Origin of the sequence: Chryseobacterium capnotolerans, from assembly GCF_021278965.1 — a bacterium.
In the GTDB taxonomy this organism is placed as follows: domain Bacteria; phylum Bacteroidota; class Bacteroidia; order Flavobacteriales; family Weeksellaceae; genus Chryseobacterium; species Chryseobacterium capnotolerans.
In genome coordinates, this window is sequence record NZ_CP065589.1 from 5,079,896 (window position 1) to 5,105,619 (window position 25,724).

25 protein-coding genes and 1 pseudogene are annotated in these 25,724 nt (G+C 35.5%); 13 read left to right on the forward strand and 13 right to left on the reverse strand.

Going from position 1 to position 25,724, the window contains the following annotated elements; translation table 11 throughout:
• Nucleotides 1-19: 19 nt before the first annotated feature.
• Entirely contained in the window at nt 20-817 is a 798-nt protein-coding gene (locus H5J24_RS24170) for a DUF2797 domain-containing protein (RefSeq protein ID WP_068941431.1), read from the forward strand.
• A 33-nt stretch (nt 818-850) separates the two neighbouring features.
• Nucleotides 851-3,481 carry an AsmA family protein gene (locus tag H5J24_RS24175; RefSeq protein ID WP_232815918.1) on the forward strand — a complete coding sequence of 877 codons (2,631 nt, stop codon included), beginning with the start codon at nt 851-853 and terminating at the stop codon, nt 3,479-3,481.
• A 141-nt stretch (nt 3,482-3,622) separates the two neighbouring features.
• Here H5J24_RS24175 and H5J24_RS24180 read toward each other — a convergent pair whose 3' ends face one another.
• Nucleotides 3,623-3,973: a hypothetical protein gene (locus H5J24_RS24180; RefSeq protein WP_068941433.1), complete on the reverse strand. Its 351-nt coding sequence runs from the start codon at nt 3,971-3,973 to the stop codon at nt 3,623-3,625.
• 95 nt (nt 3,974-4,068) lie between these two features.
• On the opposite strand from H5J24_RS24180, the gene H5J24_RS24185 reads away from it, so the two are divergent.
• Together H5J24_RS24185 and H5J24_RS24190 are read left to right on the forward strand one after the other, a co-directional pair.
• A complete protein-coding gene (locus H5J24_RS24185; protein WP_232815919.1) occupies nt 4,069-4,341 on the forward strand; it encodes a hypothetical protein in 273 nt (90 codons plus the stop codon).
• 123 nt (nt 4,342-4,464) lie between these two features.
• Nucleotides 4,465-5,511: a PA0069 family radical SAM protein gene (locus tag H5J24_RS24190; protein ID WP_068941434.1), complete on the forward strand. Its 1,047-nt coding sequence runs from the start codon at nt 4,465-4,467 to the stop codon at nt 5,509-5,511.
• Nucleotides 5,512-5,547: 36 nt separating this feature from the next.
• Here H5J24_RS24190 and H5J24_RS26315 read toward each other — a convergent pair whose 3' ends face one another.
• Nucleotides 5,548-5,718: a bacteriocin-like protein gene (locus H5J24_RS26315; RefSeq protein ID WP_407918885.1), complete on the reverse strand. Its 171-nt coding sequence runs from the start codon at nt 5,716-5,718 to the stop codon at nt 5,548-5,550.
• Between the two features lie 157 nt (nt 5,719-5,875).
• Nucleotides 5,876-6,040 (reverse strand): bacteriocin-like protein, encoded by a 165-nt coding sequence (locus H5J24_RS24195; protein ID WP_167386967.1) that lies wholly within the window; start codon nt 6,038-6,040, stop codon nt 5,876-5,878.
• Between the two features lie 218 nt (nt 6,041-6,258).
• On the opposite strand from H5J24_RS24195, the gene H5J24_RS24200 reads away from it, so the two are divergent.
• The gene (locus H5J24_RS24200; RefSeq protein ID WP_068941435.1) at nt 6,259-6,531 is read left to right on the forward strand and encodes a hypothetical protein; all 273 of its coding nucleotides are present in this window, start codon (nt 6,259-6,261) and stop codon (nt 6,529-6,531) included.
• Nucleotides 6,532-6,570: 39 nt separating this feature from the next.
• On the opposite strand, the gene H5J24_RS24205 is transcribed toward H5J24_RS24200, so the two are convergent.
• Complete coding sequence (locus tag H5J24_RS24205; RefSeq protein ID WP_068941436.1) at nt 6,571-7,521, reverse strand: isopenicillin N synthase family dioxygenase; 951 nt, start codon at nt 7,519-7,521, stop codon at nt 6,571-6,573.
• 84 nt (nt 7,522-7,605) lie between these two features.
• Here H5J24_RS24205 and menD point away from each other — a divergent pair, with 84 nt between their 5' ends.
• Nucleotides 7,606-9,282: a 2-succinyl-5-enolpyruvyl-6-hydroxy-3-cyclohexene-1-carboxylic-acid synthase gene (gene menD / locus H5J24_RS24210; protein ID WP_068941438.1), complete on the forward strand. Its 1,677-nt coding sequence runs from the start codon at nt 7,606-7,608 to the stop codon at nt 9,280-9,282.
• On the opposite strand, the gene H5J24_RS24215 is transcribed toward menD, so the two are convergent.
• Nucleotides 9,279-9,905 carry an aminotransferase class IV gene (locus H5J24_RS24215; protein ID WP_068941440.1) on the reverse strand — a complete coding sequence of 209 codons (627 nt, stop codon included), beginning with the start codon at nt 9,903-9,905 and terminating at the stop codon, nt 9,279-9,281. The two genes, menD and H5J24_RS24215, sit on opposite strands and share 4 nt — an antisense overlap.
• A pseudogene (locus H5J24_RS24220) lies at nt 9,889-10,867 on the reverse strand (aminodeoxychorismate synthase component I). The gene H5J24_RS24215 and the pseudogene H5J24_RS24220 overlap by 17 nt, the downstream one beginning before the upstream one ends.
• A 47-nt stretch (nt 10,868-10,914) precedes the next feature.
• Here H5J24_RS24220 and H5J24_RS24225 point away from each other — a divergent pair.
• The 4 genes from H5J24_RS24225 (at nt 10,915) to H5J24_RS24240 (ending at nt 13,787) form a co-directional block, all read left to right on the forward strand.
• Nucleotides 10,915-11,637 (forward strand): hypothetical protein, encoded by a 723-nt coding sequence (locus H5J24_RS24225; protein ID WP_068941444.1) that lies wholly within the window; start codon nt 10,915-10,917, stop codon nt 11,635-11,637.
• A gap of 73 nt (nt 11,638-11,710) precedes the next feature.
• On the forward strand, nt 11,711-11,998 hold the full coding sequence (locus H5J24_RS24230) for a hypothetical protein (RefSeq protein ID WP_232815920.1): 288 nt from the start codon (nt 11,711-11,713) through the stop codon (nt 11,996-11,998).
• Nucleotides 11,999-12,462: 464 nt separating this feature from the next.
• Nucleotides 12,463-13,539 carry an AI-2E family transporter gene (locus H5J24_RS24235; RefSeq protein ID WP_068941448.1) on the forward strand — a complete coding sequence of 359 codons (1,077 nt, stop codon included), beginning with the start codon at nt 12,463-12,465 and terminating at the stop codon, nt 13,537-13,539.
• A gap of 11 nt (nt 13,540-13,550) precedes the next feature.
• Nucleotides 13,551-13,787 carry a DUF3820 family protein gene (locus H5J24_RS24240; RefSeq protein ID WP_082811073.1) on the forward strand — a complete coding sequence of 79 codons (237 nt, stop codon included), beginning with the start codon at nt 13,551-13,553 and terminating at the stop codon, nt 13,785-13,787.
• Between the two features lie 68 nt (nt 13,788-13,855).
• On the opposite strand, the gene uvrB is transcribed toward H5J24_RS24240, so the two are convergent.
• The 3 genes from uvrB to H5J24_RS24255 form a co-directional block, all read right to left on the reverse strand.
• Nucleotides 13,856-15,847 carry an excinuclease ABC subunit UvrB gene (gene uvrB / locus H5J24_RS24245; protein WP_068941451.1) on the reverse strand — a complete coding sequence of 664 codons (1,992 nt, stop codon included), beginning with the start codon at nt 15,845-15,847 and terminating at the stop codon, nt 13,856-13,858.
• A 188-nt stretch (nt 15,848-16,035) separates the two neighbouring features.
• Nucleotides 16,036-17,421 carry a M56 family metallopeptidase gene (locus H5J24_RS24250; protein WP_068941453.1) on the reverse strand — a complete coding sequence of 462 codons (1,386 nt, stop codon included), beginning with the start codon at nt 17,419-17,421 and terminating at the stop codon, nt 16,036-16,038.
• Between the two features lie 2 nt (nt 17,422-17,423).
• Nucleotides 17,424-17,795 carry a BlaI/MecI/CopY family transcriptional regulator gene (locus H5J24_RS24255; RefSeq protein WP_068941455.1) on the reverse strand — a complete coding sequence of 124 codons (372 nt, stop codon included), beginning with the start codon at nt 17,793-17,795 and terminating at the stop codon, nt 17,424-17,426.
• Nucleotides 17,796-17,900: 105 nt separating this feature from the next.
• Here H5J24_RS24255 and H5J24_RS24260 point away from each other — a divergent pair, with 105 nt between their 5' ends.
• Both H5J24_RS24260 and H5J24_RS25785 read left to right on the forward strand, forming a co-directional pair.
• Nucleotides 17,901-18,812, forward strand: coding sequence for a PQQ-dependent sugar dehydrogenase (locus H5J24_RS24260; protein WP_283250753.1), 912 nt, complete (start codon nt 17,901-17,903; stop codon nt 18,810-18,812).
• On the forward strand, nt 18,733-19,119 hold the full coding sequence (locus tag H5J24_RS25785) for a PQQ-dependent sugar dehydrogenase (RefSeq protein ID WP_283250754.1): 387 nt from the start codon (nt 18,733-18,735) through the stop codon (nt 19,117-19,119). The genes H5J24_RS24260 and H5J24_RS25785 overlap by 80 nt, the downstream gene beginning before the upstream one ends.
• 159 nt (nt 19,120-19,278) lie before the next feature.
• Here H5J24_RS25785 and H5J24_RS24265 read toward each other — a convergent pair whose 3' ends face one another.
• From H5J24_RS24265 to H5J24_RS24280, 4 genes are all read right to left on the reverse strand, one after another.
• The gene (locus tag H5J24_RS24265; protein WP_068941458.1) at nt 19,279-21,717 is read right to left on the reverse strand and encodes a TonB-dependent receptor plug domain-containing protein; all 2,439 of its coding nucleotides are present in this window, start codon (nt 21,715-21,717) and stop codon (nt 19,279-19,281) included.
• Between the two features lie 162 nt (nt 21,718-21,879).
• Nucleotides 21,880-23,037 (reverse strand): pyridoxal phosphate-dependent aminotransferase, encoded by a 1,158-nt coding sequence (locus H5J24_RS24270; protein WP_068941460.1) that lies wholly within the window; start codon nt 23,035-23,037, stop codon nt 21,880-21,882.
• Nucleotides 23,038-23,041: 4 nt separating this feature from the next.
• Nucleotides 23,042-23,851, reverse strand: coding sequence for an FAD-dependent monooxygenase (locus H5J24_RS24275; protein ID WP_232815921.1), 810 nt, complete (start codon nt 23,849-23,851; stop codon nt 23,042-23,044).
• Nucleotides 23,767-24,117 carry an NAD(P)-binding protein gene (locus tag H5J24_RS24280; protein WP_232815922.1) on the reverse strand — a complete coding sequence of 117 codons (351 nt, stop codon included), beginning with the start codon at nt 24,115-24,117 and terminating at the stop codon, nt 23,767-23,769. The genes H5J24_RS24275 and H5J24_RS24280 overlap by 85 nt, the downstream gene beginning before the upstream one ends.
• Before the next feature lie 358 nt (nt 24,118-24,475).
• Here H5J24_RS24280 and H5J24_RS24285 point away from each other — a divergent pair, with 358 nt between their 5' ends.
• Complete coding sequence (locus H5J24_RS24285; RefSeq protein WP_068941465.1) at nt 24,476-25,723, forward strand: aminotransferase class I/II-fold pyridoxal phosphate-dependent enzyme; 1,248 nt, start codon at nt 24,476-24,478, stop codon at nt 25,721-25,723.
• Nucleotide 25,724 lies beyond the last annotated feature (1 nt).

A 25,724-nucleotide genomic window follows, 5' to 3' on the forward strand; every position in this document is an offset into this window, starting at 1 on the left:
ATACTTAAAAAACATCATTATGCAGTTTCAAGGGCAAATTTTAAAAATGATAAGCTACGATGCTAAACCTATCCAGTACTATCTGAATCTTTCAGGAGATTTGATTCATATCAATGAGTTGTTGGGAAAAGAATTAAGCATTAAGCATGTAGGGTTTCAATGTGTAAACTGTGGTGAAAATAAACCTATCTATAGAATGGGCTTCTGTAAAAACTGTTTTTTTGAAAGTCCTTATGCTAGTGATACGATTATCCGTCCGGAACTTTCTACAGCTCATCTAGGGGTGGCGGAACGTGATCTGGAAGTAGAAAAAGAAATTCAGCTTCAGCCTCATACAGTGTATCTGGCCTATACTGGAGATGTAAAAGTTGGGGTAACAAGAAATACTCAGATTCCTACAAGATGGATCGATCAGGGAGCTACTTTTGCACTGCCTATCGCAAGAACAGAAAACCGTTATGAAGCGGGAATGATAGAGGTTGCCCTAAAAGAACATCTTGCTGATAAAACAAACTGGAGAAAGATGCTTCAGGATGATTTTGAAGGTGAGATAGATCTTGCAGATTTCAGACAAAAGATCAAAGAACATTTCCCAGAAGATTTCCAGCAGTTTTACAGTGACGGAGAAGAACTTTGGGCATTTGATTATCCTTTTGAAAAACCGGAGAAAGTAACCTCATTTACTTTAGATAAAAAACCGGAATTTACAGGAAGACTTACAGGGATCAAAGGACAATATCTTGGATTTGAAGGCGGGAACTTTATCAATGTAAGAGGACATGAAGGATATGTGATAGAGCTGGAAATTAAAAATTAATCTTATCAAGAAATATCTAACCAAATCACAAATATGAATAAATGGGTTAAAAGATTATTAATCAGCTTCGGAATCCTGGCGGGGTTACTTCTTGCTGCGAATTTCGGACTGAATTTCTGGCTTAAAACCCAACTTCCGGAATACATCAAAAAAAATACAAACTATAAGGTTTCCTATAAAAGTCTGGATGTAGATCTTAGCACAGGAAATATTTTGGCTACAGGAATTTCCGTCAACTCAAAGAACCCACAAAATATTAATGTTATTGGGCTTCAGGGAACTATTGATACATTGAAGATCAGTCGTTTTGGAATCTATGATGCTGTTTTTAATAAAACAATAAGCTCTTCCGATTTGTTATTGGCAAAACCGAACCTGAATGTTATTTTAGCAAAACCCATTGATCAGAAAACAGGAAAGAAAAGAAATCCTTTCTTATTTGAAAATATCAGGATCAATGAAGGAAAGGTAGCTGTTTTCAAGCATACCAAACAGAAATTTTTATCTGTAGAACAGCTTGACCTGTTTGTAGAAAACCTACAGATGACAGAAGAGTCTGTAGAAGATAAACTACCTGTTACTTTGGACCGATACAATATTAAAGGGCAAAACTTTTTCTTTAGACCGGATAATGTATATGCCATTACTATTCGCTCCATTACTACTATAGATGGACAGATGGCTGTTGAAAATTTTAAGCTGATTCCTTTGCTTTCTTTTATACAGTTTAAAAAGTTTTATCCTCAAAAGGCTCAGCTGTTTGAATTCGCTATTCCAAAAATGGAGTTTAAAGATGTGGTTTTGCAGAAAAATAAAGTTTCTCTTGCCGATGCTGTATTTCAGAATCCTGTTTTTACAGTATACAATACTGGCGTAAAAAAGGCTAAGAAAGAAAAGAAGGCCTCTGATTTTGAAGTTAATTTGGAAAATATAAAACTCAAAAATGCTGTTGCTCAAATTAACAAGCCCGATGGAAATAAGCTTCTGTCTGCTGGAAATCTGAACCTGAATATCAATCAGCTGGTCTTCAACAAGGAGACTTCTGAGCAGTTAGTTCCAGTTGGTTACAAAGATTTTACATTCTCTGGAAAAGACATTGTGTATGCTGATCATCAGAATATTGCTATTGGAAGTATTGCCTTAAAACCAACGAACGGGGAAATTCGAGATCTTTCATTTACTCCAAGTCATCAATCTTCCGGGAAGACGACAATGGATCTGAATACCAGCCATATTGCTTTTAATATTAATAAACTGGAATTTATCAATAAAAAACTGAACCTGGATGTCAAAGATGTTCTGGTTGAAAATGCAAACGGAGTTATAAATGCAGGAGAAAATAAGCCAAAGAAAAATACAAATTCTGGTGTTATAGAGTCTGTCATTGTAAGAAAGGTGTCCTTAAAGAATTCAAATCTTACTTATGATAAAGGAAAAGAACCACTGTCTTTTCATGATCTGAATGCTACTGTAAACGGTATTGAAATAAGTCCTAAATTAAATAGCGAGGAACTTTCCTTTAAGATCAAAGATTATTTTCTGACAACCCGCAATTTTGCATACAAAACTCAATTCTACAACCTCAGTCTTGGACTTTTAAAACTGAACAAAAATAAGGTTCAGATCAATAATTTTGCAATGAAGCCTCTCGTTTCGAGAAGTCAATTTATCAAAATGATACCTGTAGAAAGAGATCTGTATGATCTGAAAGCTGGTCAAATAACAGCTGAGGGTGATTGGGATCTTTTTTCAGAGTATAAGTCCATTAATGCCTCTCACGTTGTAATTCAATCTGCTGATGCTAATATTTTCAGAAGTAAAATTCCAAAAGATGATCCGAAAATTAAGGCATTATATTCCAAAATGCTTCGTTCTATTAAAATCCCTATGAATATCAATACTCTGGATTTGAAAAATTCTGTTTTGGTATATGAGGAAGATACACCGGAAAGTATGGGGCCTGGTAAGCTTACATTCAGTAATTTTAATATGAATGTCAAAAATCTGAACTCTGCAAAAGCAAAAGGAAAACCAACGAAAGTTGATATCAATATTCATTGTTCATTCATGAATTTATCACCGCTTTCTGTGAATTGGAGCTTTGATGTTGCTGATCAGCGTGATACATTTACCATCGCAGGAAAAACAACCAATCTTCCGGCAAGTGGGATTAATCCATTCATCAGACCTTATCTGCATGTGACGGCTACTGCGGGGACGATTCAGGAAATGCAGTTTAATTTTAAAGGAAATCCAGCCGGATTGCATGGAGCATTTAATTTAAAACATAAAGACCTGAAGATTGCTGTTCTGAATAAAAACAATCATGAGAAGAAAGGTTTTTTAACTGCTGTAGCAAATGTTTTCCTGAAATCAGACTCTGGAAGTTATCCGGAATCAGTAACGGTTGAAAATGTAGAACGCGATCCTACAAAATCATTTTTTAATCTTTTCTGGAAGGGAATTGAGCAGGGATTAAAGAAAACTCTCATCGGAAAGAATGTTGAAAAAACAGAACAGAAAGTAAAAAATGCGGTTTCTTCAGTGAAAGAGATGAAAAAATCTGTAAAGGATATTAAAGAAGAAATAAAACAGAAAAAAAAATACAACTCCATCTCAGGAAGAGAAAAAAGAGAAGAAAAGTTTTTTAAACGGTATTTTTAAAAAGAAAGATAATGCTGAGGAAAAGTAATTTTTTAAACCATTAAAGGGAAAATAATGAGTTGATTTTTTGTGATTGGCGGAAATCAAATTGAATTTAAATATCCTTAATGGTTTAAAAAATCAATATTGAGGAAATAATCATTAAAAGTTGAATTCATCACTTTCGAGAATAGGGATATCTCTCAAAAATGTATCAAATTCAGGCCCGGGATAATTACTGTCTGCTCCGTAAGAATCAATAATCATCCCACGGTTTCCTGCATCATCCTTCACTACATATAATACGGCATTGTCATCAGGATTACTATCACCTTCAAAGCGGTATGTCTTTAAAATAGTCAGTTCAGCTGGAGTATAAATTTTTTCAGAATTTTCGAATTTCATCTCACAATTTTCATTCATTCTGAATTCTCTCTGTATCCCTCTCTCAGAGAGCTTTTTCATTACCTGACTTAAGGTGGTCATTTGATCAATGTTTTCTGGATTTTCCATAATGATATTTTTCTTGGTTAGTACAATAATTAAACCATATCTTTTCTAAAGATAAGAAAAATAACTGATTATAAATTTCTTAAAAATAGAGTTTAATGTTAACAAAATTTATAATTCAGAAAGATAAAATAGGTACACTTTTTGCAATATCCAAAATAATAAATCAAAGAAAATATGAAAAAGAAGTTGGAGTTTTACTGGCAGGAGGAGTTGGTCTTTTGGCAGTATTAAGTTTAATAAGTATCAAAAAAATATTGACTAAAAAAGATAAAAAATATAGTGATAGTTATTCAGACTATCACAGACACTTTGATGAAAAGAACCACGACGATGAAACACACGGAGTGGAATTTTACGCGCTGAAGTAGTAAAAAAATATATTAAATTATGTTTAAATCCAATGCTTTTGAAAGTGTTGGATTTTTTTTGTGGAAAACTTAAATGTTAAAGTTCATTATTTTATAAAAAATCCATTCTAATTTTACAACAGAATGTCAAACGAAAATTTCATAAAAGGTCAGGGAGCTCAGCGAAACGTTATCAATCGTTTCGACAGATATACTTATGAGCCGGAAGATGAAGATTTCGAGACTGTAAAGACCTCTTTTACCGAAGTTTTTCCGAAAACCATTGTCAATCAGGTTAAAAGTGAAGATCTCCCCATGGAATACTCTATGAATCCTTATCAGGGTTGTGAGCATGGCTGTTCTTACTGTTTTGCCAGACCCACCCACGAATATTGGGGATACAGTGCGGGGATTGATTTTGAAAGAAAGATCATGGTGAAAAAAAATGCCCCCGAATTGCTGGAGAAATTTTTCCAGAAAAGAGGGTATAAAGCAGCTCCTATTCTGCTCTCGGGAAATACCGATTGCTACCAGCCTGCTGAAAGACAATTTGAAATTACTCGAAAATTACTGCAGGTTTGTCTGGATTACAGGCATCCTGTCAATATTCTGACAAAAAACGCATTGGTACTGAGGGATCTAGATATTCTGAAACCAATGGCTGAACAGAATCTTGTTTCAGTTTCCTTGAGTATTCCTACCATCAATGAGGATTTAAGAAGAAAAATGGAACCCAGGACAAGTTCTGCTCCCAATAAATTAAAAGCTATTGAAATTCTCTCCGAAAATAAAATTCCGGTTCATGTAATGATAGCCCCTATTATTCCCGGATTGAATAGCGATGAGCCTTTAAATATTCTGAAATCTATTTCTGATGCCGGTGCTATAGGATTCGGATATACATTGGTTAGATTAAATGATACCGTAGAACCTGTTTTTGTCAATTGGATCGAATCACATTTCCCGGATAGAGCCCAGAAAGTATTGAATCTAATACGCTCTATGCGTGGCGGAAAACTGGGTGATAAAAGATATTTTGAAAGACAGAGAGGAGAAGGCAATATTGCAGAAATGATCCATACTACTTTCAAAATAGGACGGAAAAAGTTTTTTGAAGGAAAAGAATTCCCAAAATTATCAACGGCTAATTTTACAGGAACAAAGGATCAGCAGCTAAGACTTTTTGACTAAATATAAAAAACGCTCCCAAAGGAACGTTTTTTTGTTCTAGTAAATAACAGGTTGTTCACCATCAGGACAAATGAATTCTAACCTGCATAGTGCCTTATATTGTATTCCATCACTACATACATAAAAGCAATCACCAGGATATGGGTAACTTATTCCTCCTGAAATGGTTTTCAATTTGTCTTTACTTAATTTTTGTAAATTTTTCATATCGTTTGATTTTGGTATAAATAAAGATATGAAAAATTAGTTAAGTATTTGTTTATGAGTTTTTTATTTTGTTGTAATTCATGAATGTTGAAGATCATAAAAATATAAAAACCGTTTTACTGAAAAACGGTTTTTATTACATTTTAATGGGGGATATTTACATTATTTCCCCTCCCGTAACAGGGCATTGAAAGTCATCGCTGCAAGCAGCACAAATAATGGTGCCATTACAAGCATACAAACAGTATTCAACACCTGGGAAATTAGCTCCGCCAGCAATACCTTTCAATTGGTCTTTTCTTAGTTTTTTTAGATTTTTCATATGTTTTTAATTAAAAATTTGATAGTATAACAAAATTATATAAAATATTTTCAATTATATAAGCTGTAAGGTGAGAAAAATGAAAATTTATTTAAAAAAATCAATAGAATGTGAATTTTAATGATAAATATTTGATTGTTAGATTAATAAGTCTTAATTTTAGAGGAGCGGTATCCGAAAAGCTAATATAGAGTAGGAAAAACTAAATCTCAAAAACTATGAAAAATTTCAAAAAAATTTCAAGAGAAGATCAAAAGAAAATGATTACAGGAGGCGTAGGACCTGCTTATTGTTTTGAAGGTGAAGGGCCTGGGACAGGTGGCTGTGCACCTGGATATATCTGCTCTGGAGGAAAATGTGTACCTTATGTAGGTGATCCTGGAGGTGGTGGAGGAACTGGTGGAGGTGGAGATACATATACCTGCATTTGTCCATGGGGAACTTTTACGCAATCTACTCCATGTCCAGAGTTTTACTGTATAACAGGATAAAATAAAAGCCAGTAAATTTAAAATTACTGGCTTTCTTTTTTATTTTTTAATCAATCCCAATTCGATTAATCTCTCGTGCAAGAATTCTCCTGCTGTAGTGTCTTCGTATAACTTTGGATTGTTTTCGTCTACACAATTGTCAAGAGCATTTAATGACATACCACTGATAGGGTGCATAAAGAAAGGAATTGAATATCTTGAAGTACTCCATAATTCTCTCGGCGGGTTTACCACTCTGTGAATCGTAGATTTCAATTTATTGTTGGTATGTCTTGATAACATATCTCCAACATTGATCATCAATTCATCTGGTTCTGCGATCGCATCGATCCATTCTCCGTTGTGGTTCTGAACCTGAAGACCTTTTCCTTGTGCTCCCATTAAAAGAGTGATCAGGTTAATATCTCCGTGAGCCGCCGCTCTTACCGCATCATCCGGCTCTTCAGTAATTGGCGGATAGTGAATAGGTCTTAGGATTGAGTTTCCTTCAGCGATTTTATCGTCAAAATAAAACTCATCTAAACCAAGGTGTAAAGCTAATGCTCTTAAAACATACTGTCCTGTTTTCTCAAGCATCTGGAAGGCTTCCTTACCTACTTCGTTGAATTTTGGAAGTTCATCAACAATGACATTGTCTGGATACTCAGCTTTGTATTTTGAATCATCAGACAAGTATTGTCCAAAGTGCCAAAATTCTTTTAAGTCTCCTTTTTTGAAACCTTTTGCCGTTTCTTTACCGAATCCTACATATCCTCTTTGGCCGCCAATTCCAGGAATCTCATACTTCTGTTTCGTTTCCACTGGCTGGTCAAAAAAGTTTTTTACCTCTCCATATAAATCTTCTACAAGGTTGTCATCAAGAAAGTGGCCTTTTAAGGCAACAAAACCAATTTCTTCATAAGCTTTTCCGATTTCATTTACAAATTTCTGTTTGCGTTCCGGGTTACCCGAAAGGAAATCACGCAGGTCTACACTAGGTATTTTATCCATTTTTAGAAATTTACGAATAGCAAAATTACATTTTTTTTAAATTAAATGATTTTAAAATCATTATTTATAAGTTAAATTTGCTGTATGAAAAAATATTCTTCTAAGAGAAGTATTCAAATACTTGCACATCTTCTTCAGCAGTACGGAATTGCAGACGTTGTCATTTCCCCGGGATCGAGGAATGCTCCTTTGGCGATTCATTTTTCAGAAATAGACAGTTTCAACTGCTACAGCATTGTAGACGAGAGAAGTGCTGCTTTTGTAGCAATGGGAATGGCTAAAAGTGAGAAAAAACCTGTAGCAATCACTTGTACCAGCGGGTCTGCAGTTGTCAATTACTATCCTGCAGTTACAGAAGCTTTTTATCAGAATATTCCACTTTTGGTGCTAACTGCCGACAGGCCAACAGATTTTGTTGATATTTTTGATGGCCAGACCATCAGGCAGAAGGATGTTTTTCATCAGCATTCTTATGGAGACTTCCAGCTGCTTGAAGACAGTGTTGAGAATGCAGAAGATATAAATTTTGATATCATTAAAAAGGCAATTGAGCTTTGCTTTGAAAAGCAGGGCCCGGTACATATTAATATTCCTTTGGAAGAGCCTCTGTATGAGTTGGTTTCAGAACTTCCTACTTTCCCTACTGTTGAAAAAACGATCAAGCATAAAGATTATGAGATCCCATCCAACCTCATTGCGGATTGGCATACCTCTCAGAGAATTATGCTGTTGGTAGGGACAAGAGATTATAGTCCGGAATTGGAAAATCAGTTGACGCAATTGGTTAAAAATCATTCTGTAGTGGTACTGAGTGAAGCGAATTCTAACCTCTACCATGAGAAGTTTTTCAGACATATAGACCGTTATATCTTCAATTTTACAGAAGAAGACTATAAAACCTATGCGCCAGATCTATTAATTACAGTAGGACAGAACGTGGTTTCCAAAAAAGTGAAACAGTTTCTGAGAAGTGCAAGACCAAAACAGCACTGGCATCTGGATGAAGTTTGGCAGCCTGATACTTATTTTTCATTAACAGAAAAAATAGAGGTAAAGCCGGAGGTGTTCTTTTCTAAATTATTAAAGTTTATTAATTTGGAACCAAGACCTTATTTCAACCTTTGGGATGTTTTGAGAGATAAAAAAGATGCGAAACATCAACAGTTTTTAAATACAGTTGAGTTCTCGGATTTTTATTTTTTCAATAAGGCTGCACAAACCGTTCCTGAAAACTATAATATCCATTTCAGCAACTCTTCAGGAATCAGATATGCACAGTTGTTTGATTTTGGGAAAAGAAAAATGTACTGTAACAGAGGAACCAGCGGAATTGATGGTTCAACGTCTACAGCAATGGGGTTTGCAATCAAAAATGCTAATCCTACTTTGTTGATTACCGGAGATTTAAGCTTTTTTTATGACATCAATGGTCTTTGGAACCAATATATTCCGCCATTTGTAAGAATTATGATCTTCAACAACGGAGAAGGGAATATTTTTAAAATCATTCCTGGACCGGGCAATGCCAATCCTAATACCCTGGATGAGTTTATTGCCACTAAACACCGTAAAAATGCGGAACATCTGGCCAAACATTTCGGATTCTCTTACATCAAAGTGGAAGATGAATTGACGCTGGACAGGGTGTTGGAGAATTTCTTCAAACCGGATGCACAGCCAAAAATTCTGGAAGTAAATACCTATGGGAAAAACAGTGCTGATGTTCAGAAAGCTTACTTTAACTTTATGAAAGAAAGCTAAAGATCTAAATATTCTTCACTTCCCGGCAGATTCATAATTCTGTCAATAGGGTAGATAAACATATCATCAAAATCGTTTAAAGCGTTGATGAGTTGAAAGTGGCTGAACTGCTTTATATTTTGTAAAGTAATTTCAGCCTCTTTTATTTTTTTATGTTTTAAAAGATGTTGTCTTTGTACCCCATTTAAAAGAAAAGAGTTGGGAGTAAACCAGTCTTTACCCTTTAAAAATAAGAGATTAGAAAAAGACGTATCGGTGATATGATTATTTTTAACGATGATGATTTCTTCAGCTTTGGATTTCATCTTCATTTTATCTAGTTCCTTTCGGTCTTCAAACTTAAAGGAATAGTCGAAACTGTTATTTTCTACCAGCTGGAAATCCTGAATTTCAGGAATTGCATATGGAATCATCTGGGTTCTAATTCTCTTGTCAAGATCATAGGAGATTCTTAGCTTGAAAAGTCCGTCTTCATCATGCTGCAGATTTTTATAGATTTTGGCCAGATCAATAGATCCCTCTTTTCCAAAGTGAGAGAATGTTTGATTGACACGTTTTTGATGGAGTTCTAATAGAAAAACCTCCTTATCTTCTACCTTAATGCTTTCAATGAATTGGGACATAGATTTTATTTTTCATTTCCTGATATTCGTCTTCTAATTTACTCATGTGCGTTATACCGCCTCCGCTTTTGAAATAGAGCTTATCGCCTTCTTTTTCAATAAAACGTATCATTACACAGCTGTCGAGATTCTTTCCATCAAACCAGCCGCACACTCCCGTGTAGTATCCTCGGTCATAGCCTTCAGCCTCCAGAATTATTTCCAGTGTTTTAGGTTTTGGAGCTCCTAAAATAGAACCTGCAGGGAGCAATTTTTGCATAATACTTCCAACTTTTCCGTCAAATTCAGATTTTAATACTCCTGAAATTTCAGAACTCATAGCATATAAGTCCTTTTGCCGGGTTTTGAGGAAATCAATATGCTGAAACTGGTCTACACGTACATTGTCTGCTACCATGCTCAGGTCATTGCGGAGTAGATCCACGACTGTATAATGCTCAGCTTTTTCCTTGGGGTCGTTCTTCAGAATTTCGGCAGCATTTTCTATGGAGGCATCAATAGTACCTTTCATAGGATAAGTCAGAATTTTTCCGTCAATAATCTTTACAAAAGTTTCAGGAGAAAAAAATACAAAAAAATCTTTATATAAAAACCTTGTACTTTGCTTCCGAGTGATAAAAAATTTCTTCTAAACTTAAATTGGTCTCAATTTCAGTTTTTCTGGTATAATTTACCAGGTAGGAATTTCCGAGACGAATATTTTTTTGAACCTTATCAAATCCTGTTTTAAAGCTTTCCAGGGTTTCCGGAAAGAATTTCCATTCTACTTTTTTATCAAGCTTGTGCTTTTTTTTTGTGTTTGAAAATAATTGAAAATCAATTAATAAGCCTGATTTTTCAATTTCGTTTTCCTGATAGATTTCAACATTCTCTGAAAGAAAGTCAATGACAAAGAAATAGGGAACTTTCTGAAGGGAAAGTTCGTCCATTTCCATAAATTTTTGATGATTCACTGAAAACATTCGGCAAAAATACTTATTGATGTTTACTTTTGCATAAAATTTTTATGATGCAGAGTAAATATCCTCAGAAACCAGGAATAGATTTTATATTGAAGCAGGCTTTTTTCTACTGGAATAAAACACTGGTTTTTCAGTTGATGTTTTCAATGATATTTTTTGGAATCTTTCTTACCTCTTTGTTCTTCTTTGGAGAAAGATATGGAATATGGGAGCAGAATCAGGTATTAACAGATGCCTTAAAAGAGGGGACACAAGCTTATATGGAAAAGATAGCCCAACTAAGTGCAACGGAAAACTATCAGATGTTTACACTCTCCATCTGGGCAACAACAGCGTTTCTGTATCCTCTGAATCTTGGAATGTTTCAGATCTTCAGAAAACTGGATCTGAACGAAAAGATTGAATTGGGAGATTTATTTGTAGGCTACAACGGAATAAATTTTTTCAAATACCTCGGTTATTACCTGTTCTGGTTTATGATCTACAGGTTTACTATGCCTACGATTCTTCTGGCAATTGTCTGGGTAGCAGTGACCGTATTTGTAGCGCCATTAATGTTCTTTACCAATAAAAGGATATTTGAAGCGATTTTTTTAAATTTTAAAGCTCTTAAAATGTATTTTGTAGAAATCATGGTGTGTGTATTTGTTGCAGTTTTGTTTAAATATCTTGGATTCAGCTTGTTTTTAATCGGCGGTCTTTTTACTTTTCCTTTCTGGAATGCCATGATTTATTCTTTATATAAAACAATATTTTCAGAGAAAGGCTAAAATTCAATCAGGTTTAATATGTTTTTTTATCAAAAAAAGTTAAATTTGGTAAAATCATTAAAATATTTAAACTATGTCTGAATTTAACGAATTTGATCAGCAAGGTTCTGTTCCCAACAGGGAAACGGGATCAATTATTTCTCACGCTTTCGAAATGTATAAAGGGGTTTTTGGGTACGCTATTGTTGCCATGATAATTTATATCGTTGGAGGAATTATTATCCAAAGTCTTACCGGTTTCAATTCTGCTGCGATCATGGAAGAAATGAGAACCTCAGGTGATTATGGGAATTTTAGATATTGGGAAACTCCTGGATTCTCAATGTATATGACATTTTCCAGTCTTTTTTATTGTTATTAACACCACTGTATGTGGGTTTGATCTATATGGTGAATAAATTCAATACCAAAAATCCAATTGAGTTTTCTGATCTCTTCATCGGGTACCGCCAGAACTTTGTTAATATATTGATCTATAGTTTCATTTCTGGGATTATTTCTTCTGTTGCGCTGACGCTCTGCTTTCTTCCGTTTATTTTTATTTATCCGTTTCTATTGCTAGGATATCCTATCTTATTATTTGAAAACTCATCAGCTATTGATGCCTTAAGTAAGTCATTCAATATTGCAAAGAGAATTACGGAACACTTTTAGGAGTAAGTTTCCTTGGGCTTTTGATCTCAATGGCAGGGATTATTTTATGTGGAATCGGGTTTATTTTAACGGCACCATTCATTATGGTTGTAATGTATTCTGCATATTGTGCCTTTGCGGGAAAACCAAGACAAATCACGTATACAAAACAATAAAAATAAATAACAATTGATGAATAAGGACAATCAAATAAGCAGTGTTGCCATAAAGCAGATTTCTTTGCTCGCCATTATTTTGGTGCTGGCAGGTTTGATCTGCTTTAATCTTGCATTGTTTATTCCATCGGTTTTAGGAGCAATTACCATTTATGTGGTCTGCAGAAAGTATAATTTTTATCTTCAAGAAGAAAAGAAATGGAAGCCTTCGCTTGCCGCTTTTGTATTAATGCTGGCGAGTCTTATTGTTCTGATCCTGCCTATTTATTTCATTGCAGATCTGATTATTGATAAATTAGGGAATGCTCAGGCTTATATGGACAAATTCAATGTGTTTTTAGATAAAATACATTCCTATATCCAAACCAAGACAGGTTTTGATATCCTGAGCCAGGAGAATATGAACAAACTGAAAAGCTTTGTAGGTAAGTTTTCTACTTCAGCGTTGAGTGGAACATTCAATACGCTTACAGTAATAATGTCCATGTACTTTATTCTGTATTTTATGCTCGAAAAGCCAAGGCTGTTTGAAAGAATTCTGACGAATTCAGCACCTCTAAAGCGGTCAAATATTTCATTGTTAGGCGATAAGTTGAGAAAGCTGATTATGGCCAATGCTATTGGTATTCCCGTAGTGGCTATTGGCCAGGGGATTGTTTCTCTGATCGGATATCTTATATTTGGAGCTCCAGGAGCAGTACTATTATTTGCTCTTACAGCAGCAGCTTCTGTTATTCCGGTAGTAGGAACGGCTATTGTGTATGTTCCTGTCTGTATCTTTATGATTGCAGAAGGCAATACTGGACAAGGACTGGGGCTGGCCATTTATTGTGTAGTGGTAGTAGGGCTTACTGATAACCTGCTTCGCTTTACACTTTTAAAGAAACTTGAAAATATTCACCCTCTGAATACCGTCTTTGGAATTATCATGGGTATGAATCTTTTTGGTTTTATGGGGCTTATTTTTGGGCCTATCCTGATTTCGCTTACTCTTCTTTTGATACAAGTGTACAGAAACGAGTTCGCGGATGAAAATTCACCTCCTGACCTGGAATTACCCAATCAGGGTGAAGTAGAAGATAAATTGATTTAATTATATAAAAAGTGGAGGGACTCAATACGGAAATATTAAAAGAAATCTGTGTTTTTAAAATGCCATTTGGCAAATATGAAGGAACAGTATTGATTGACCTTCCGATAAGCTATCTGGAATGGTTCAATAAAAATGGAATGCCTAAAGGCAAATTGGGAATGCAGCTGTCGACTGTTTATGAAATTAAGTTAAACGGATTGATGGACCTGTTAACACCAATCAGAGCTTCTGTAAGAAACGGATTGTAAGAAGTTCTGTTTTATGATATAGTTGGGGCGGCTTCGAAGAAGCCGCCCCAACTTTTTATCTAAGATATTTAAGCTTTAAGTGCTGCAATTTCATCCCTAAGCTTAGCTGCTTTAATAAAATCAAGATTTTTAGCTGCCGCTTCCATTTCTTTTTGCTTCTGCTCGATCATTTTCTCTACATCTTCACTGGCATAGGTAGATTTCACTTCAGCCACTTTTTGAAGAATTTCTTTCTGCGTATATTTTTCATCCGGGAAGTCTTTACTTCTTCCTACGAGATTTTCAGATATCTTTTTATTAAGAGCTTTTGGTACCAAACCATTATCCTCGTTGTACTTCATCTGCTTGGCACGGCGGTATTCGGTCTCATCTAATGTTGCCTGCATAGATTTGGTGATCTTATCAGCATACATAATTGCTTTACCATTGATATTTCTTGCTGCACGTCCTACTGTTTGGATCATGGATCGTCTGCTTCTCAGCATTCCTTCTTTATCAGCATCTAAAATTGCTACCAATGAAACTTCCGGTAAGTCCAATCCTTCTCTTAATAAGTTGACTCCAATCAAAACATCAAAAAGCCCTAAACGAAGATCCTGCATAATCTGAATACGCTCCAGGGTTTCTACATCAGAGTGAATATATCTTGTCCTGATTCCGAATTTTGTGAAGTATTTTGTTAATTCCTCCGCCATTTTCTTGGTTAAGGTCGTTACCAGAACTCTTTCATCGGCATCAGCTCTTTTTTGAATTTCTTCCATTAAATCATCAATCTGATTTAAACTTGGCCTCACTTCAATAATGGGATCAAGAAGCCCTGTTGGACGTATGATCTGTTCTATATAAGCTCCACCTGTTTTTTCCAGCTCATAATCAGCGGGAGTGGCAGAAACATAGACAACCTGATTCTGAATAGCTTCAAATTCTTCAAATTTTAAAGGCCTGTTATCCATCGCTGCGGGAAGCCTGAATCCATATTCTACTAATGCTTCTTTTCTGCTTCGGTCTCCACCATACATGGCATGAACCTGTGGAACGGTTACGTGGCTTTCATCAATAATCATTAAGAAGTCCTTGGGGAAATAATCAATCAGACAGAAAGGTCTTGTTCCGGGAAGTCTGCCATCTAGATATCTGGAATAATTCTCAATTCCAGAACAATATCCAAGCTCTTTGATCATTTCCAGATCCAATTCTGTTCTTTCCTGAAGTCGTTTAGCCTCCAAAGGTTTTCCGATAGAGCTGAAGAAGTCTACCTGTTTTACCATATCGTCCTGAATATCTTTGATAGCTCCGTTGAGTGTTTCCTTTGATGTAACAAAAAGATTCGCCGGATAGATCTGAATTTGGTCAAAATTATCCTCTACATTTCCGCTCACTGGATCAAAGCTTTGAATCTTTTCAATTTCATCTCCAAAAAACTGAATTCTGATGGCATTATCTGTATAGGCAGGGAAAACATCAATAACATCTCCCTTTACACGGAATGTTCCTCTTTGGAATTCATTTAATGTCCTTGCATATAAAGCATTCACTAAAGAATGGAGTAATGCTGTTCTCGTTACTTTTTCTCCAATAGCAATGGAAATTAATGATTTGTGAAATTCTGTTGGGTTTCCAATACCATAAATACATGAAACAGAAGCCACAATCAACACATCTCTTCTCCCCGAAAGAAGACTGGCGGTTGCGGAAAGACGTAACTTTTCAACTTCTTCATTAATGCTCAGGTCCTTTTCAATATAAGTTCCGGTTGTAGCAATATAAGCCTCCGGCTGATAGTAATCATAGTAGCTGACAAAGTATTCCACGGCGTTTTCAGGGAAGAATTCTTTAAACTCCATAAAAAGCTGTGCTGCCAGTGTTTTATTATGGGCTAGAACCAGAGTAGGGCGTTGAACGTTTTGAACAAGATTAGCAACAGTAAAGGTTTTACCGGACCCTGTTACCCCAAGAAGAGTCTGGTATTTTTCACCAATCTCTATTCCTGCAGTTAATTTATCAATAGCTTGGGGTTGATCCCCAGTGGGTTTATATTCTGATTGAAGCTTAAAATCCATAAGAAAAGAATGTATAGAACAAAAGTACAAAAGAAATTATTAGGCATGATAAGGTTTTGATGATGAATATTTTGATTATAAAATTTAAGTTGATTGTTTGTTTAGCTTTTTGTTTTTTTGGAAAATAAGTTTTAAAGAAAAATGACAGGATCATATACAAAAAAAGCGCTTTAAAAAGCGCTTCATTCTCATGGTTTTGTGAAAGTCATGGTTGCCGGAATCTTTAACACTGATGCGATGGGTTGTCCATCTTTCATTGCAGGTTTCCAGCTTGTTTCGTTGCTGATGGCTGTCATCGTTCTAAGGAATTCCTTATTGAAAATATCGTTATCTCCTGAAGTTGTCACGTTGGTGACCTTTCCTGTTTGGTCTATATGAACATACGCCATTCCCTTTATGACTCCAGTCACAGGTTGTAGTTCACTTAAATCCATAGTTTGACCTATTTTGACTCTAAGATCTCGCATGCTGCCTGGATATTCTGCACTGACAAAATTTTTGTCTTCCTGAATGTTTGTGTTCTTACCTTCTTCGTCTTTTTTCGGAGAAATTGTGTCAGTGACAGTTTTTAAAGCTTTGGAAGCTATAGGGCTTTCTTCCTTCAAAATATCTTCCGGAAGATTTTTCATTGAATACTGTACAACCTTTGTTGTTTCTGTATTTAAGGTTTTGATAGGTGCAAAAACAGGTTTGAACTCTGTATTGTTCTCAGTCTTAACAGAGTTGTTGGCATACGTTCTTTCCGAAAGTAATACTGTAGCTGCTACAAGTGCCGTGATACCTACGGTCTTCCGCAATAAGCTGAATTTTGTTTTTTGAGCTTTCATCATAATAAATCGTTTTTTTGTGTTATTAAAATTAAGTGAATGAGTAAATGGCATATTCTGGCTGCCTATGAGCTCATCCAGGATTAGGTTCTGGTATTCTTTAAGGTTGAATTCATTATTCAATACGGCTTCATCTGCTAAAAATTCATGATTGGTAATCATTGCTTTTTTATATAGGAAAAGAGCAGGGTTGAACCATGTGAAAATTTTCACAAAGTGTATAATGAAGAGATCTATACTATGTTTTTGGTCAAGGTGGCTTTTCTCATGAAGAAAAATTCTTGGATCGATAATGCCATTCTTTACATATTCTTTTCCCATATAGATAGTATTCCAAAAGCTAAATGGAGAGAGGCTCTTCTGGGTAAAAATAATATTGTAATTTTGGTACTTACACTTTTCTCCTCGTACTTTTTTAATGCTTATTATGGCTAGAATACCTTTAATCAATATGAAAAAAGTGACAGCGGCATAAATTGCCCATATCAGATTGATCCAATTAAAGCTTTCTGATTTAGGCTGCACCAAGGTAACAAGTTGTGTTGCTTCTTCAATAATCAGCTGTGGATGAGTTGCTTTTGGTGCCTGTACTGTAAACGTAATAAATGGAATTACATATGAAAGGAGCAGTGAGCTTAACAGATAGACACGATTGAATCTATACATTTTCTCTTTTTCCAAAAACAAATAATATACTGCAATGAAAAGTGCTGAACACAGAATTATTTTTAGAATAATTGGTACCATAGCTATTCTTTTATCTGATCGTCAATAATATCACGAAGTTCTTTCAATTGCTTTTGGCTAAGCTTAGCATTGGAGGTAAAAAATGAGGCAAACTGTGCTACAGAGCTGTTGAAAAAACGGTCAATCATAGAAGTCATTTCTTCCTTGAAATATTCTCCTTTCTCTACCATAGGATAGTATTCACGAGAATTTCCATATAATGTATAGCCTACAAGCTCCTTATTTTGCATTCTTTTCAATAAAGTTGCTATGGTAGTGGCAGCTGGTTTAGGTTCCGGATAAGCTTCCAGAATGTCCTTCATGAAAATTTTCTTTCTCTCCCAAAGAATATCCATAAGAACTTTTTCAGAATCAGTAAGTTTAATCTCTTTCATTCTACAATGTTGCAATTTGTTCTACAAATGTAGAATAAAAATTTAATTACACAAACTTTATGGCATTATTTTTCCATTCATTTTTAAACACATAATCGTAATAGTATGAAAATCAATCAATTTTATATCTCTTTGCTAAGTCTTTTTCTGACTTTATCTTCGTGTAAAAAGAATTATGCGAATGCACAACAGACCGGAAACGATAGTAGTGTAGAGACTGAAAAACCTAATTCTGACTATCAGCCTGCATTTAAGGGGCAAACAAGGATTAAGGCAGTAAGAACAAATGCCCCCTATAGTATAGATGTATTGAATAAAGAGCTTGGGAAGCCCTGGGGAATTATTAATTTGCCAGATGGAAAATTCCTCATTACAGATAAAAGAGGATATATGAATGTGGTTTCAAAAGATGGAAAACAGATTTCTAAGATAGATGGTTTTCCTAAAGTAGATTCCAAAGGGCAAGGTGGGATGCTGGATGTAGCTCTTGATCCTGATTTTAAAACTAATTCTGTTATTTACTTCAGTTTTTCTGAACCATTTGGAAAAGGAAATCTGACTTCTGTTGCTAAAGGAAAATTATCAGAAGACCTTAAAACCATTTCTGAAGTAAAAGTTATCTTCAGAGCAGAACCTTCTTATGATGGCGATAAACATTATGGCAGCCGTCTGGTTTTTGATAAAGATAAAAACTTATTCGTAAGTACGGGAGAAAGGTCTGATAAGGAAACAAGGGTCTACGCTCAGAAAACAGACAATTATTTAGGCAAAATAATAAAAATTACCAAGGATGGGCTGCCTTCTCCCGGAAATCCATTTATAGGCAAGCAAGGTTATAAACCTGAAATTTATGCCTACGGAGTCCGTAATCCTCAGGGGTTGGCTCTTGATCCAGATGGAAATCTTTGGGATGTGGAAATGGGTCCAAGAGGAGGTGATGAAATCAATCTTATTCAGCCGGGGAAAAAATTATGGCTGGGGAGATGTAACGTATGGTATAGAATATTCTGGAGCTAAAGTAGGAGCTGGAATTACCCAGAAAGAAGGTACAGAACAGCCTGTTTATTATTGGGACCCTGTAATTTCTCCAAGCGGAGTTACTTTTTATACCGGGAATATAGATGAATGGAAAGGAAATCTTTTTATCGGATGTCTGAGTGGTGAACATATCAATAGAATTGTGATGAAGGATAAGAAAGTTGTAGGGGAAGAACGTCTTCTTGCAGATCAGGGCGAGCGTTTCCGTGATGTCCTGAATGGGATAGACGGTAATCTCTATGCAGTAACAGACAGCGGAAAACTATATAGAATTTCGAAGAAATAAAAAATGCCAGCTGAAAAGCTTCAGCTGGCGTTTTTGTAGTTGTATCTGAAGTTAAGAATCATTTAAAGATTTAATTTATAATAATAAAAAAGATCAGTAAATATTAAACGGCTAATAGTAACTTCCATCCTCCCTTTTCCAGCTTCTATTCTTTTCTTTTTAAAACTTAAAATTAAGTCGGGCAAAAACCTGCCTTCCTGCAAATCCCATCTGTACCGGATCAAAAATTCCGCCTCCTTCTGTATTTCCATCACTCACATGTGTTTTTTGCAAAGTTGGATATCTATTGAATATATTTTTGCTCCCTAAGGTAAAGTTGAGGTTCTTTGTAAATTCATACCCAAAAGAAATATCAGTTGTTACTTTTGGATTGTAGACTTGTTCTGCATCATCATACCCGATTAATGTAACCTTATCAAATCTTACCAATTGAAGATTTGCATTGAATTTATTGATCTTATAGTTGAGGTTAAGGTTTATTTTTGTCTTTGGAGCGGAAGCGAGAATAAAGCCTCTTTCTCTTCGGCTTAAATAAATGTCTTCTTTCCCTGCCAATTGTTTTGAAGTATTGATTTTTGTGATCTCCATATCATTATAGTTGCCGGCTAAAGTAGCTGTTAACTTTCCAGATCCTAAACTTTCACTATAGCTTAAGATGACATCGATACCTTTAGTCCGGGTATCAATGGCATTGGAAAAGAACTGAGCCTGGTCAATATAAGGATAATCAGTTTGAACATCTGTAGGTAAATCATCTCTTGAGAAATTGCCAGTAAGAACAATCCTATTTTTTACAGTAATATAATAACCATCAACCGTTGCCGTAAATTTGCCTGTATTAAAAGTAAAGCCTGCACTTCCGTTGACTGAAGTTTCCTGTTTTAGTTGTTCTATACCAACTCTGCTGGCCAAATCACTGTCATTTGAAGCCAATTGAATGGTAACCAATTTACCACCCTGAAAATTGGTGAACTGTTGACTGTAGTATTTTTGTGCTAAAGAAGGAGCTCTGAAACCTGTAGAGACCGATCCCCGGAAAGCAAATTGTGGAGTAATAGCATATCTTGTTGCAAATTTTCCATTCAATGTACTTCCAAAGTCGTTATAATTCTCAAATCTTCCAGCAATACTAATCATCCATTTTTTGGTAATGTCAAGTTCGGTATCTACATAAGCAGCAAAATTATTTCTGCTTTTACCAATATCTGTAGAATAACCTGGGAAGCCTTGTGATCCTCCAGGTCTTATATTATCATCTAATGGAGCAAGAGGATTAGTGACCAATAAATTGTCCGGAGTGTTTGGAGTTACGGGATTTCCATTGATGTCATACATTGTGTAGGAGGCCTCTTCTCCTTTAATGATGTCAAACTTTTCATATCTGAATTCTGAACCGAAGGCAATATTCAATCCTTCAAGTACCTTAAACTGTCTTACAGCATTAAATCCTGTTGTGTTTTGAAGCAATGAATGTCCGCCAGCGTAAAATTGAGTCGGTGATTTACTACCTAAAGTTGCATTAACGGTATTAGTGATATCATAAGTAAACCTATTATTTCCAAAAGCATTATAAAAATCTACATCCCAGTTGGCAACCTTAAATTTTAAACCATTATCAAAGGTGAAATCACTGATGCTGGTATCTTCAATAGGATCAAACCCCATAGGATAGATTTCAGGGATATTGCCATTGGCTTTAGGAGTTCTTGTCCAAGCATAAGCTTTGGTATTTCTGTGTGAAAAGCCCTGGCGGGAATAGAACTTTAGTCCATCCGTTAAAGGAAGCTCAATATTTCCAAAGAAATACACATTTTGAGCTTTGGCGTCTCCGAAGCGCTGCCTTGGGGCGCTATACATTTCCGGGTTGGCATTTCTGATGGCGTAATCTTTATTGATAAACTCTGCCGTGAAATTACCAAAGCCTCCTTTGTTTCCTATTTTTGTTCCCAGGTTTCCGTTAAAATTAAAGGTATTTCCATCAACTTTATGATCAGAAACCACATCATTGTTTCCAGGGCTTTTAAAAAGGTTCATTCCATAGAATGCATTACCTTCAAAACCCTTATCCCTGTCATTCAAAATAACATTAATAACCCCGGCAATAGCATCCGAGCCATATTGAGCTGAAGCTCCATCGCGCAGCACTTCAACCCGTTTAATGGCTCCGATGGGAATGGTATTCATATCATATCCAGTATTCCCTCTTCCTTTAGTTCCGAAAAGGTTAATCAATGAAGACTGGTGGTATCTTTTTCCATTAAGGAGCAATAGAGTTTGATCCGGACCGAGCCCCCTCAAAGTTGCCGGATCTACGGCATCAGCACCGTCTGACCCTGATTGTTTGTTGGAGTTAAAGGAAGGTGCAGAAAACTGTAAAAGTTGGTTTACTTCTACCTGACCCGTAGACTGGCTTACCTGTTTGATATCGATAACATCAATGGGAACAGGAGTGTTGATGACAGTTCTTTTTTTATTCCGACTTCCTGTAATGGCTACTTCGTCTATTTTTGATTCCTTTGTTAAGGTGTCTTTTACCTGCTGGGCATAGGATAGCGAAGATGCCGTAAGAAAAATAATGCTTATGTATTTTATCTTCATATTGATAATTTTGAGTGATGGTTTACTCAAAATTATCAATATTTATTTTTAAATCAATACTTAAATTGATTATTTGTTATGAATGTCTTAATTTAATATTGTTTGTAGTAAATAAACGCAAAATAATAGTTAAAATATAGAATTTAACGAAAATTTTTAATGTTAAAAGCTGGTAATGATTCTCTTAAGACCTTCTTCCAGAATTTCCTGAGAAGTGGAAAAACATATTCTTATATGTCCTTCAGCTCCTTTTCCGAACCATCTTTCTGATCCAGGAACAATAGCGACTTTTCCTTGCTGAAGAACATGCTGTGCAAATTGGTCGCTGGACATTCCGTTTTCAATCTTCGGAAATAATACAAAAGTGGCTTCGGGAAGATTAGGAGTGACAAGACCTGATCTGCTCAGAAGTTGGAAAGCCAGATCTCTATTCTGTTGTAGATGATTTAAAAACTCTTTGTACCAAGGTTTAGCTTTTTCCAATGCTACACTTCCTGCAATCTGGGATAGAGTGGAAACTCCTTCTATCGTTGAATTAAAATTGGATTTCTCTGTAAAGTCCTCCAGAATTTCCTGGTCATTGGATAGAATAGCACCAATTCTCAATCCTGCAATTCCAAATGATTTTGAAAATCCGTAAACAGTGAAACTTTTTCTTTTGGCTTCTTCAGATACTGAAGAATAGGTGTAAAAATCTCTGTTGTCATAAATAATATCACTCCAGATTTCATCACTCATCACCCATAAATCATGGGCTGAAGCAATCTCTGAAACCTTCTTCAGTACCTCTTTAGAATACACTTTTCCAAGAGGATTGTGTGGGTTACAGATACAGATCAGTTTTGTATTGGTATTGATTAAAGAAACCAATTTTTCAAAATCAATTTCCCCTGTTTGGGTGTTTACAGGACATAATCTTACTGTTCCACCAGCTGTTTCAACAGATTTCTTAAATAAAAAATCTACAGGATCCAGAATGATGGCTTCATCTCCGGGTGCTAAAACATATTTGGCGATCAGAAACATTCCCTGTGCAGCACTGTTTACGGCAAGTACATTTTCAGCAGTGAAGCGGCCATGTTTTTCCTGATTGAAATGATCAGCTACACTTTTCTTAAATTCAGGAAGTCCGGAAAAGGGACCGTAGCTCAGGTAGCCGTCTTTTATATATTCAATGATTCCCTGTTCTATTTCAGGAGCTGTTCTAAAATCTGGGTCAGCAGCGGTTAAAGGGATGATTCCGTCTTCCAGAGTAGCCCATCTGCCATTATAGGCTTTTCTTTTTAAAGCTTCGAAGTTGATATCGTTATTGGTGAACATTTTTTTATTTATAAGATATAGGTAAAATACGATCTGTCTGTTGGTCAATCGGGAGAAGAAACTGATTCAATAATAGTCTGCCATTATTGATATGAGTTTCTATTTCGGGTTTTCTATCCGCTTCATATTTACGAAAAGCTTCTGTAAAATTAGGTTCTTCAACTAGATATTTAGTGAGTGTATGGGAATCTTTCAACGCTGAGGTAACCCCCTGGCTTGTAAAAGGGATGAGCGGATGTGCTGCATCGCCTATGAATACGATATTATCTTTATAGAAAGGATTGAGTTCCTCCAGTTCATAGACGCACCACAAATGAACATTTTCATAGCTCGATTGTTGAATAATTGAAGAGACTAAAGGATCCCAGTCGGCAAAAACTTCAAGCATGTAGGTCTTAAGGTTGTCTGAGGAGCACTCATTGATTAGATATTTTTCATTATCAAACTGAGAGTACCAAAGAATCGTGTCATGAGAAAGCTTAAGGATTCCAAAAGTAAGCCCGCCCTGGTCGTGATGAAACTTCATAAAGTCATTTTCTACTGAGGAAGCAATGTCTTTATTTTTAATGATATTAACCACTTCATTTTCTCTGACCTGTATTATCTTTTCGTCCTTGAATAGACATTTTCTGATGCGGCTTTTAGAACCGTCTGAAACAATTAGGATATCAACATCTATAGCAGTTCCGTCAGCATGTCTTAGTTTTCCTTTTTCTGTCTCAGAAGGAATTACTGTTGCATTGTACGAGATATTTTCAGGAGAGATATTTGCTGATAAAAGCTGTATAAGGGCATGCCTTGAAATTGCAAACACATTGCTGAGGTCCTTTTCTGCAATTTTTTTCCTGTATGGGAATACTGGATGTATTTTTTCAGAAAACTTCCATGTTTGAAAAGAAGGGAAGGATCTATGATCTGTGTAAGATACTCAATGCCTTCCTGTGGAATAAGAAAGCCATGGCCCGCCAGATCTTCTTTCTTTCTTCTTTCATAAATATGGTAATCAATTTTGTGTTTTTCGAGATAATTCGCCATGCTTAAGCCGGAAATACCGGCGCCCACGACAGCAATTTTGTTCATGTTCGGAATAATGGATTTTTTCAGGTTGGTGTTTAAATACTTTTTCGGTCTGTTTTTTATGAATACAAAAGTAAATTAAAATCATTCACTATTTAAAAAAAATAAATTAAATTGATTTCATATTTTTAAAAAATTATATGAAAGTAATAACATGTATTGTGTTGTGAAAAAGTGAGTTGGTAGTAAAAATTGAGGTTAAATTTAAAGATATTTAGCTTTTTCTTTGCCAGAAAAGTAAAAATATCCCCAAACTTATTGATTGACAATTTTCATGACTCTAAAAAAAAATGTAATTTTGGGAAAAACGATTCTACTCTCTTAGATAGTGTCATTTTACTGAATTTTAAACTAGGGAAACATGTATTGGCCAAAGCTTCCAACAACAACAATTAAGGAAAGAGTTTTTGAAGCATTAAACAAAAACTTAAACTATAGCACTGAACCTATTCTTGGCCTTCCGGGAACTTATCTGGATCAGGAGCAATTTTATGATTTCTCTTTCCTAAAAGAAGCTGCATTTCTTTCAGTTTTGGTGAATAATCCTAATCATATTGGGTGTCACACTTTCAGTGATGGTGAAAAGTACTTTTCTGGAACACAGAAGCTTGAAATAGATCTTCTTAGAATTTGTGCTGTAGAGATTCTGGGTGCTGAAGAGTCAAGTTATGATGGTTATGTAGCTCCTGGAGGAACTGAGGCAAATATTCAGGCGCAATGGATGTACCGGAATTACTTTATGCAGCAGGAGAATGCTAAGATTGAAGAAATAGGAGTAATATTTTCAGAAGATGCCCATTACTCAGTTTATAAAGGATCGAATTTGTTAGGAATTCATCCAATTACTGTAAAAGTAGATCATGATAGCCGACAGGTTTTACTGGACGATCTTAAAAATCAATTGGAAGCAGCCTGTAATAAAGGGATTCGATATTTGATAGTACATCTTTCAATGGGAACTACCATATTTGGAAGTGTAGACTCTCCTGAAACTTTTCTTGCATTAGTCAAACAATATTTTAAACATTATTTTGTACACGTAGATGCTGCCTTTGGCGGGTTTATTTATCCTTTTTCTACACAAAAAAACGATCTGGACTTTAAGAACCCTGAAGTTAGTTCTATTACTATTGATGGGCACAAAATGCTACAGTCACCTTACGGTACCGGGATGTTTTTATGTAGAAAATCATTGATAGAATATGTTCAGACAAAAGAAGCATCCTATGTATATGGTTCTGACTTTACGCTTTGTGGCAGCCGGTCAGGAGCGAACGCGATTTCTATGTGGATGATATTGATGACCCATGGCTCTGATGGTTGGGCTCAGGTAATAAAACAATTAATAGATCGCGCAGATTATCTATGTACTGCTTTGGATAAAATGGGGATTAAATATTACAGAAATGCAGATATGAATATTGTTACCATTGCCTCTAATGAAATATCCGAAGAGCTTGCCGAAAAATATTATCTTGTAGCAGATAATTACTTACATCCACAGTGGAGAAAAGTAGTCGTAATGAATCATGTTAAAAAAGAGTTGATCGATAGCTTTTTAACAGATTTAAAAAAGGAAAGACAAATAGCTGGTTCCCTATCGGAATAGG

What these genes read in the sequence shown, in the direction of transcription:
- menD (WP_068941438.1), top strand. Translation starts at nt 7,606, where the DNA reads ATGAAAAAATATTCTTCTAAGAGAAGTATTCAAATACTTGCACATCTT.
- H5J24_RS24250 (WP_068941453.1), bottom strand. Translation starts at nt 17,421, where the DNA reads ATGGTACCAATTATTCTAAAAATAATTCTGTGTTCAGCACTTTTCATT.
- H5J24_RS24195 (WP_167386967.1), bottom strand. Translation starts at nt 6,040, where the DNA reads ATGAAAAATCTAAAAAAACTAAGAAAAGACCAATTGAAAGGTATTGCT.
- H5J24_RS24260 (WP_283250753.1), top strand. Translation starts at nt 17,901, where the DNA reads ATGAAAATCAATCAATTTTATATCTCTTTGCTAAGTCTTTTTCTGACT.
- H5J24_RS24190 (WP_068941434.1), top strand. Translation starts at nt 4,465, where the DNA reads ATGTCAAACGAAAATTTCATAAAAGGTCAGGGAGCTCAGCGAAACGTT.
- H5J24_RS24235 (WP_068941448.1), top strand. Translation starts at nt 12,463, where the DNA reads ATGAATAAGGACAATCAAATAAGCAGTGTTGCCATAAAGCAGATTTCT.
- H5J24_RS24200 (WP_068941435.1), top strand. Translation starts at nt 6,259, where the DNA reads ATGAAAAATTTCAAAAAAATTTCAAGAGAAGATCAAAAGAAAATGATT.
- H5J24_RS24255 (WP_068941455.1), bottom strand. Translation starts at nt 17,795, where the DNA reads ATGAAAGAGATTAAACTTACTGATTCTGAAAAAGTTCTTATGGATATT.
- H5J24_RS24205 (WP_068941436.1), bottom strand. Translation starts at nt 7,521, where the DNA reads ATGGATAAAATACCTAGTGTAGACCTGCGTGATTTCCTTTCGGGTAAC.
- H5J24_RS24225 (WP_068941444.1), top strand. Translation starts at nt 10,915, where the DNA reads ATGCAGAGTAAATATCCTCAGAAACCAGGAATAGATTTTATATTGAAG.
- H5J24_RS24280 (WP_232815922.1), bottom strand. Translation starts at nt 24,117, where the DNA reads ATGAACAAAATTGCTGTCGTGGGCGCCGGTATTTCCGGCTTAAGCATG.
- H5J24_RS24170 (WP_068941431.1), top strand. Translation starts at nt 20, where the DNA reads ATGCAGTTTCAAGGGCAAATTTTAAAAATGATAAGCTACGATGCTAAA.
- H5J24_RS25785 (WP_283250754.1), top strand. Translation starts at nt 18,733, where the DNA reads ATGAAATCAATCTTATTCAGCCGGGGAAAAAATTATGGCTGGGGAGAT.
- H5J24_RS24270 (WP_068941460.1), bottom strand. Translation starts at nt 23,037, where the DNA reads ATGTTCACCAATAACGATATCAACTTCGAAGCTTTAAAAAGAAAAGCC.
- uvrB (WP_068941451.1), bottom strand. Translation starts at nt 15,847, where the DNA reads ATGGATTTTAAGCTTCAATCAGAATATAAACCCACTGGGGATCAACCC.
- H5J24_RS24285 (WP_068941465.1), top strand. Translation starts at nt 24,476, where the DNA reads ATGTATTGGCCAAAGCTTCCAACAACAACAATTAAGGAAAGAGTTTTT.
- H5J24_RS24175 (WP_232815918.1), top strand. Translation starts at nt 851, where the DNA reads ATGAATAAATGGGTTAAAAGATTATTAATCAGCTTCGGAATCCTGGCG.
- H5J24_RS24215 (WP_068941440.1), bottom strand. Translation starts at nt 9,905, where the DNA reads ATGTCCCAATTCATTGAAAGCATTAAGGTAGAAGATAAGGAGGTTTTT.
- H5J24_RS26315 (WP_407918885.1), bottom strand. Translation starts at nt 5,718, where the DNA reads ATGAAAAATTTACAAAAATTAAGTAAAGACAAATTGAAAACCATTTCA.
- H5J24_RS24185 (WP_232815919.1), top strand. Translation starts at nt 4,069, where the DNA reads ATGTTAACAAAATTTATAATTCAGAAAGATAAAATAGGTACACTTTTT.
- H5J24_RS24180 (WP_068941433.1), bottom strand. Translation starts at nt 3,973, where the DNA reads ATGGAAAATCCAGAAAACATTGATCAAATGACCACCTTAAGTCAGGTA.
- H5J24_RS24265 (WP_068941458.1), bottom strand. Translation starts at nt 21,717, where the DNA reads ATGAAGATAAAATACATAAGCATTATTTTTCTTACGGCATCTTCGCTA.
- H5J24_RS24230 (WP_232815920.1), top strand. Translation starts at nt 11,711, where the DNA reads ATGTCTGAATTTAACGAATTTGATCAGCAAGGTTCTGTTCCCAACAGG.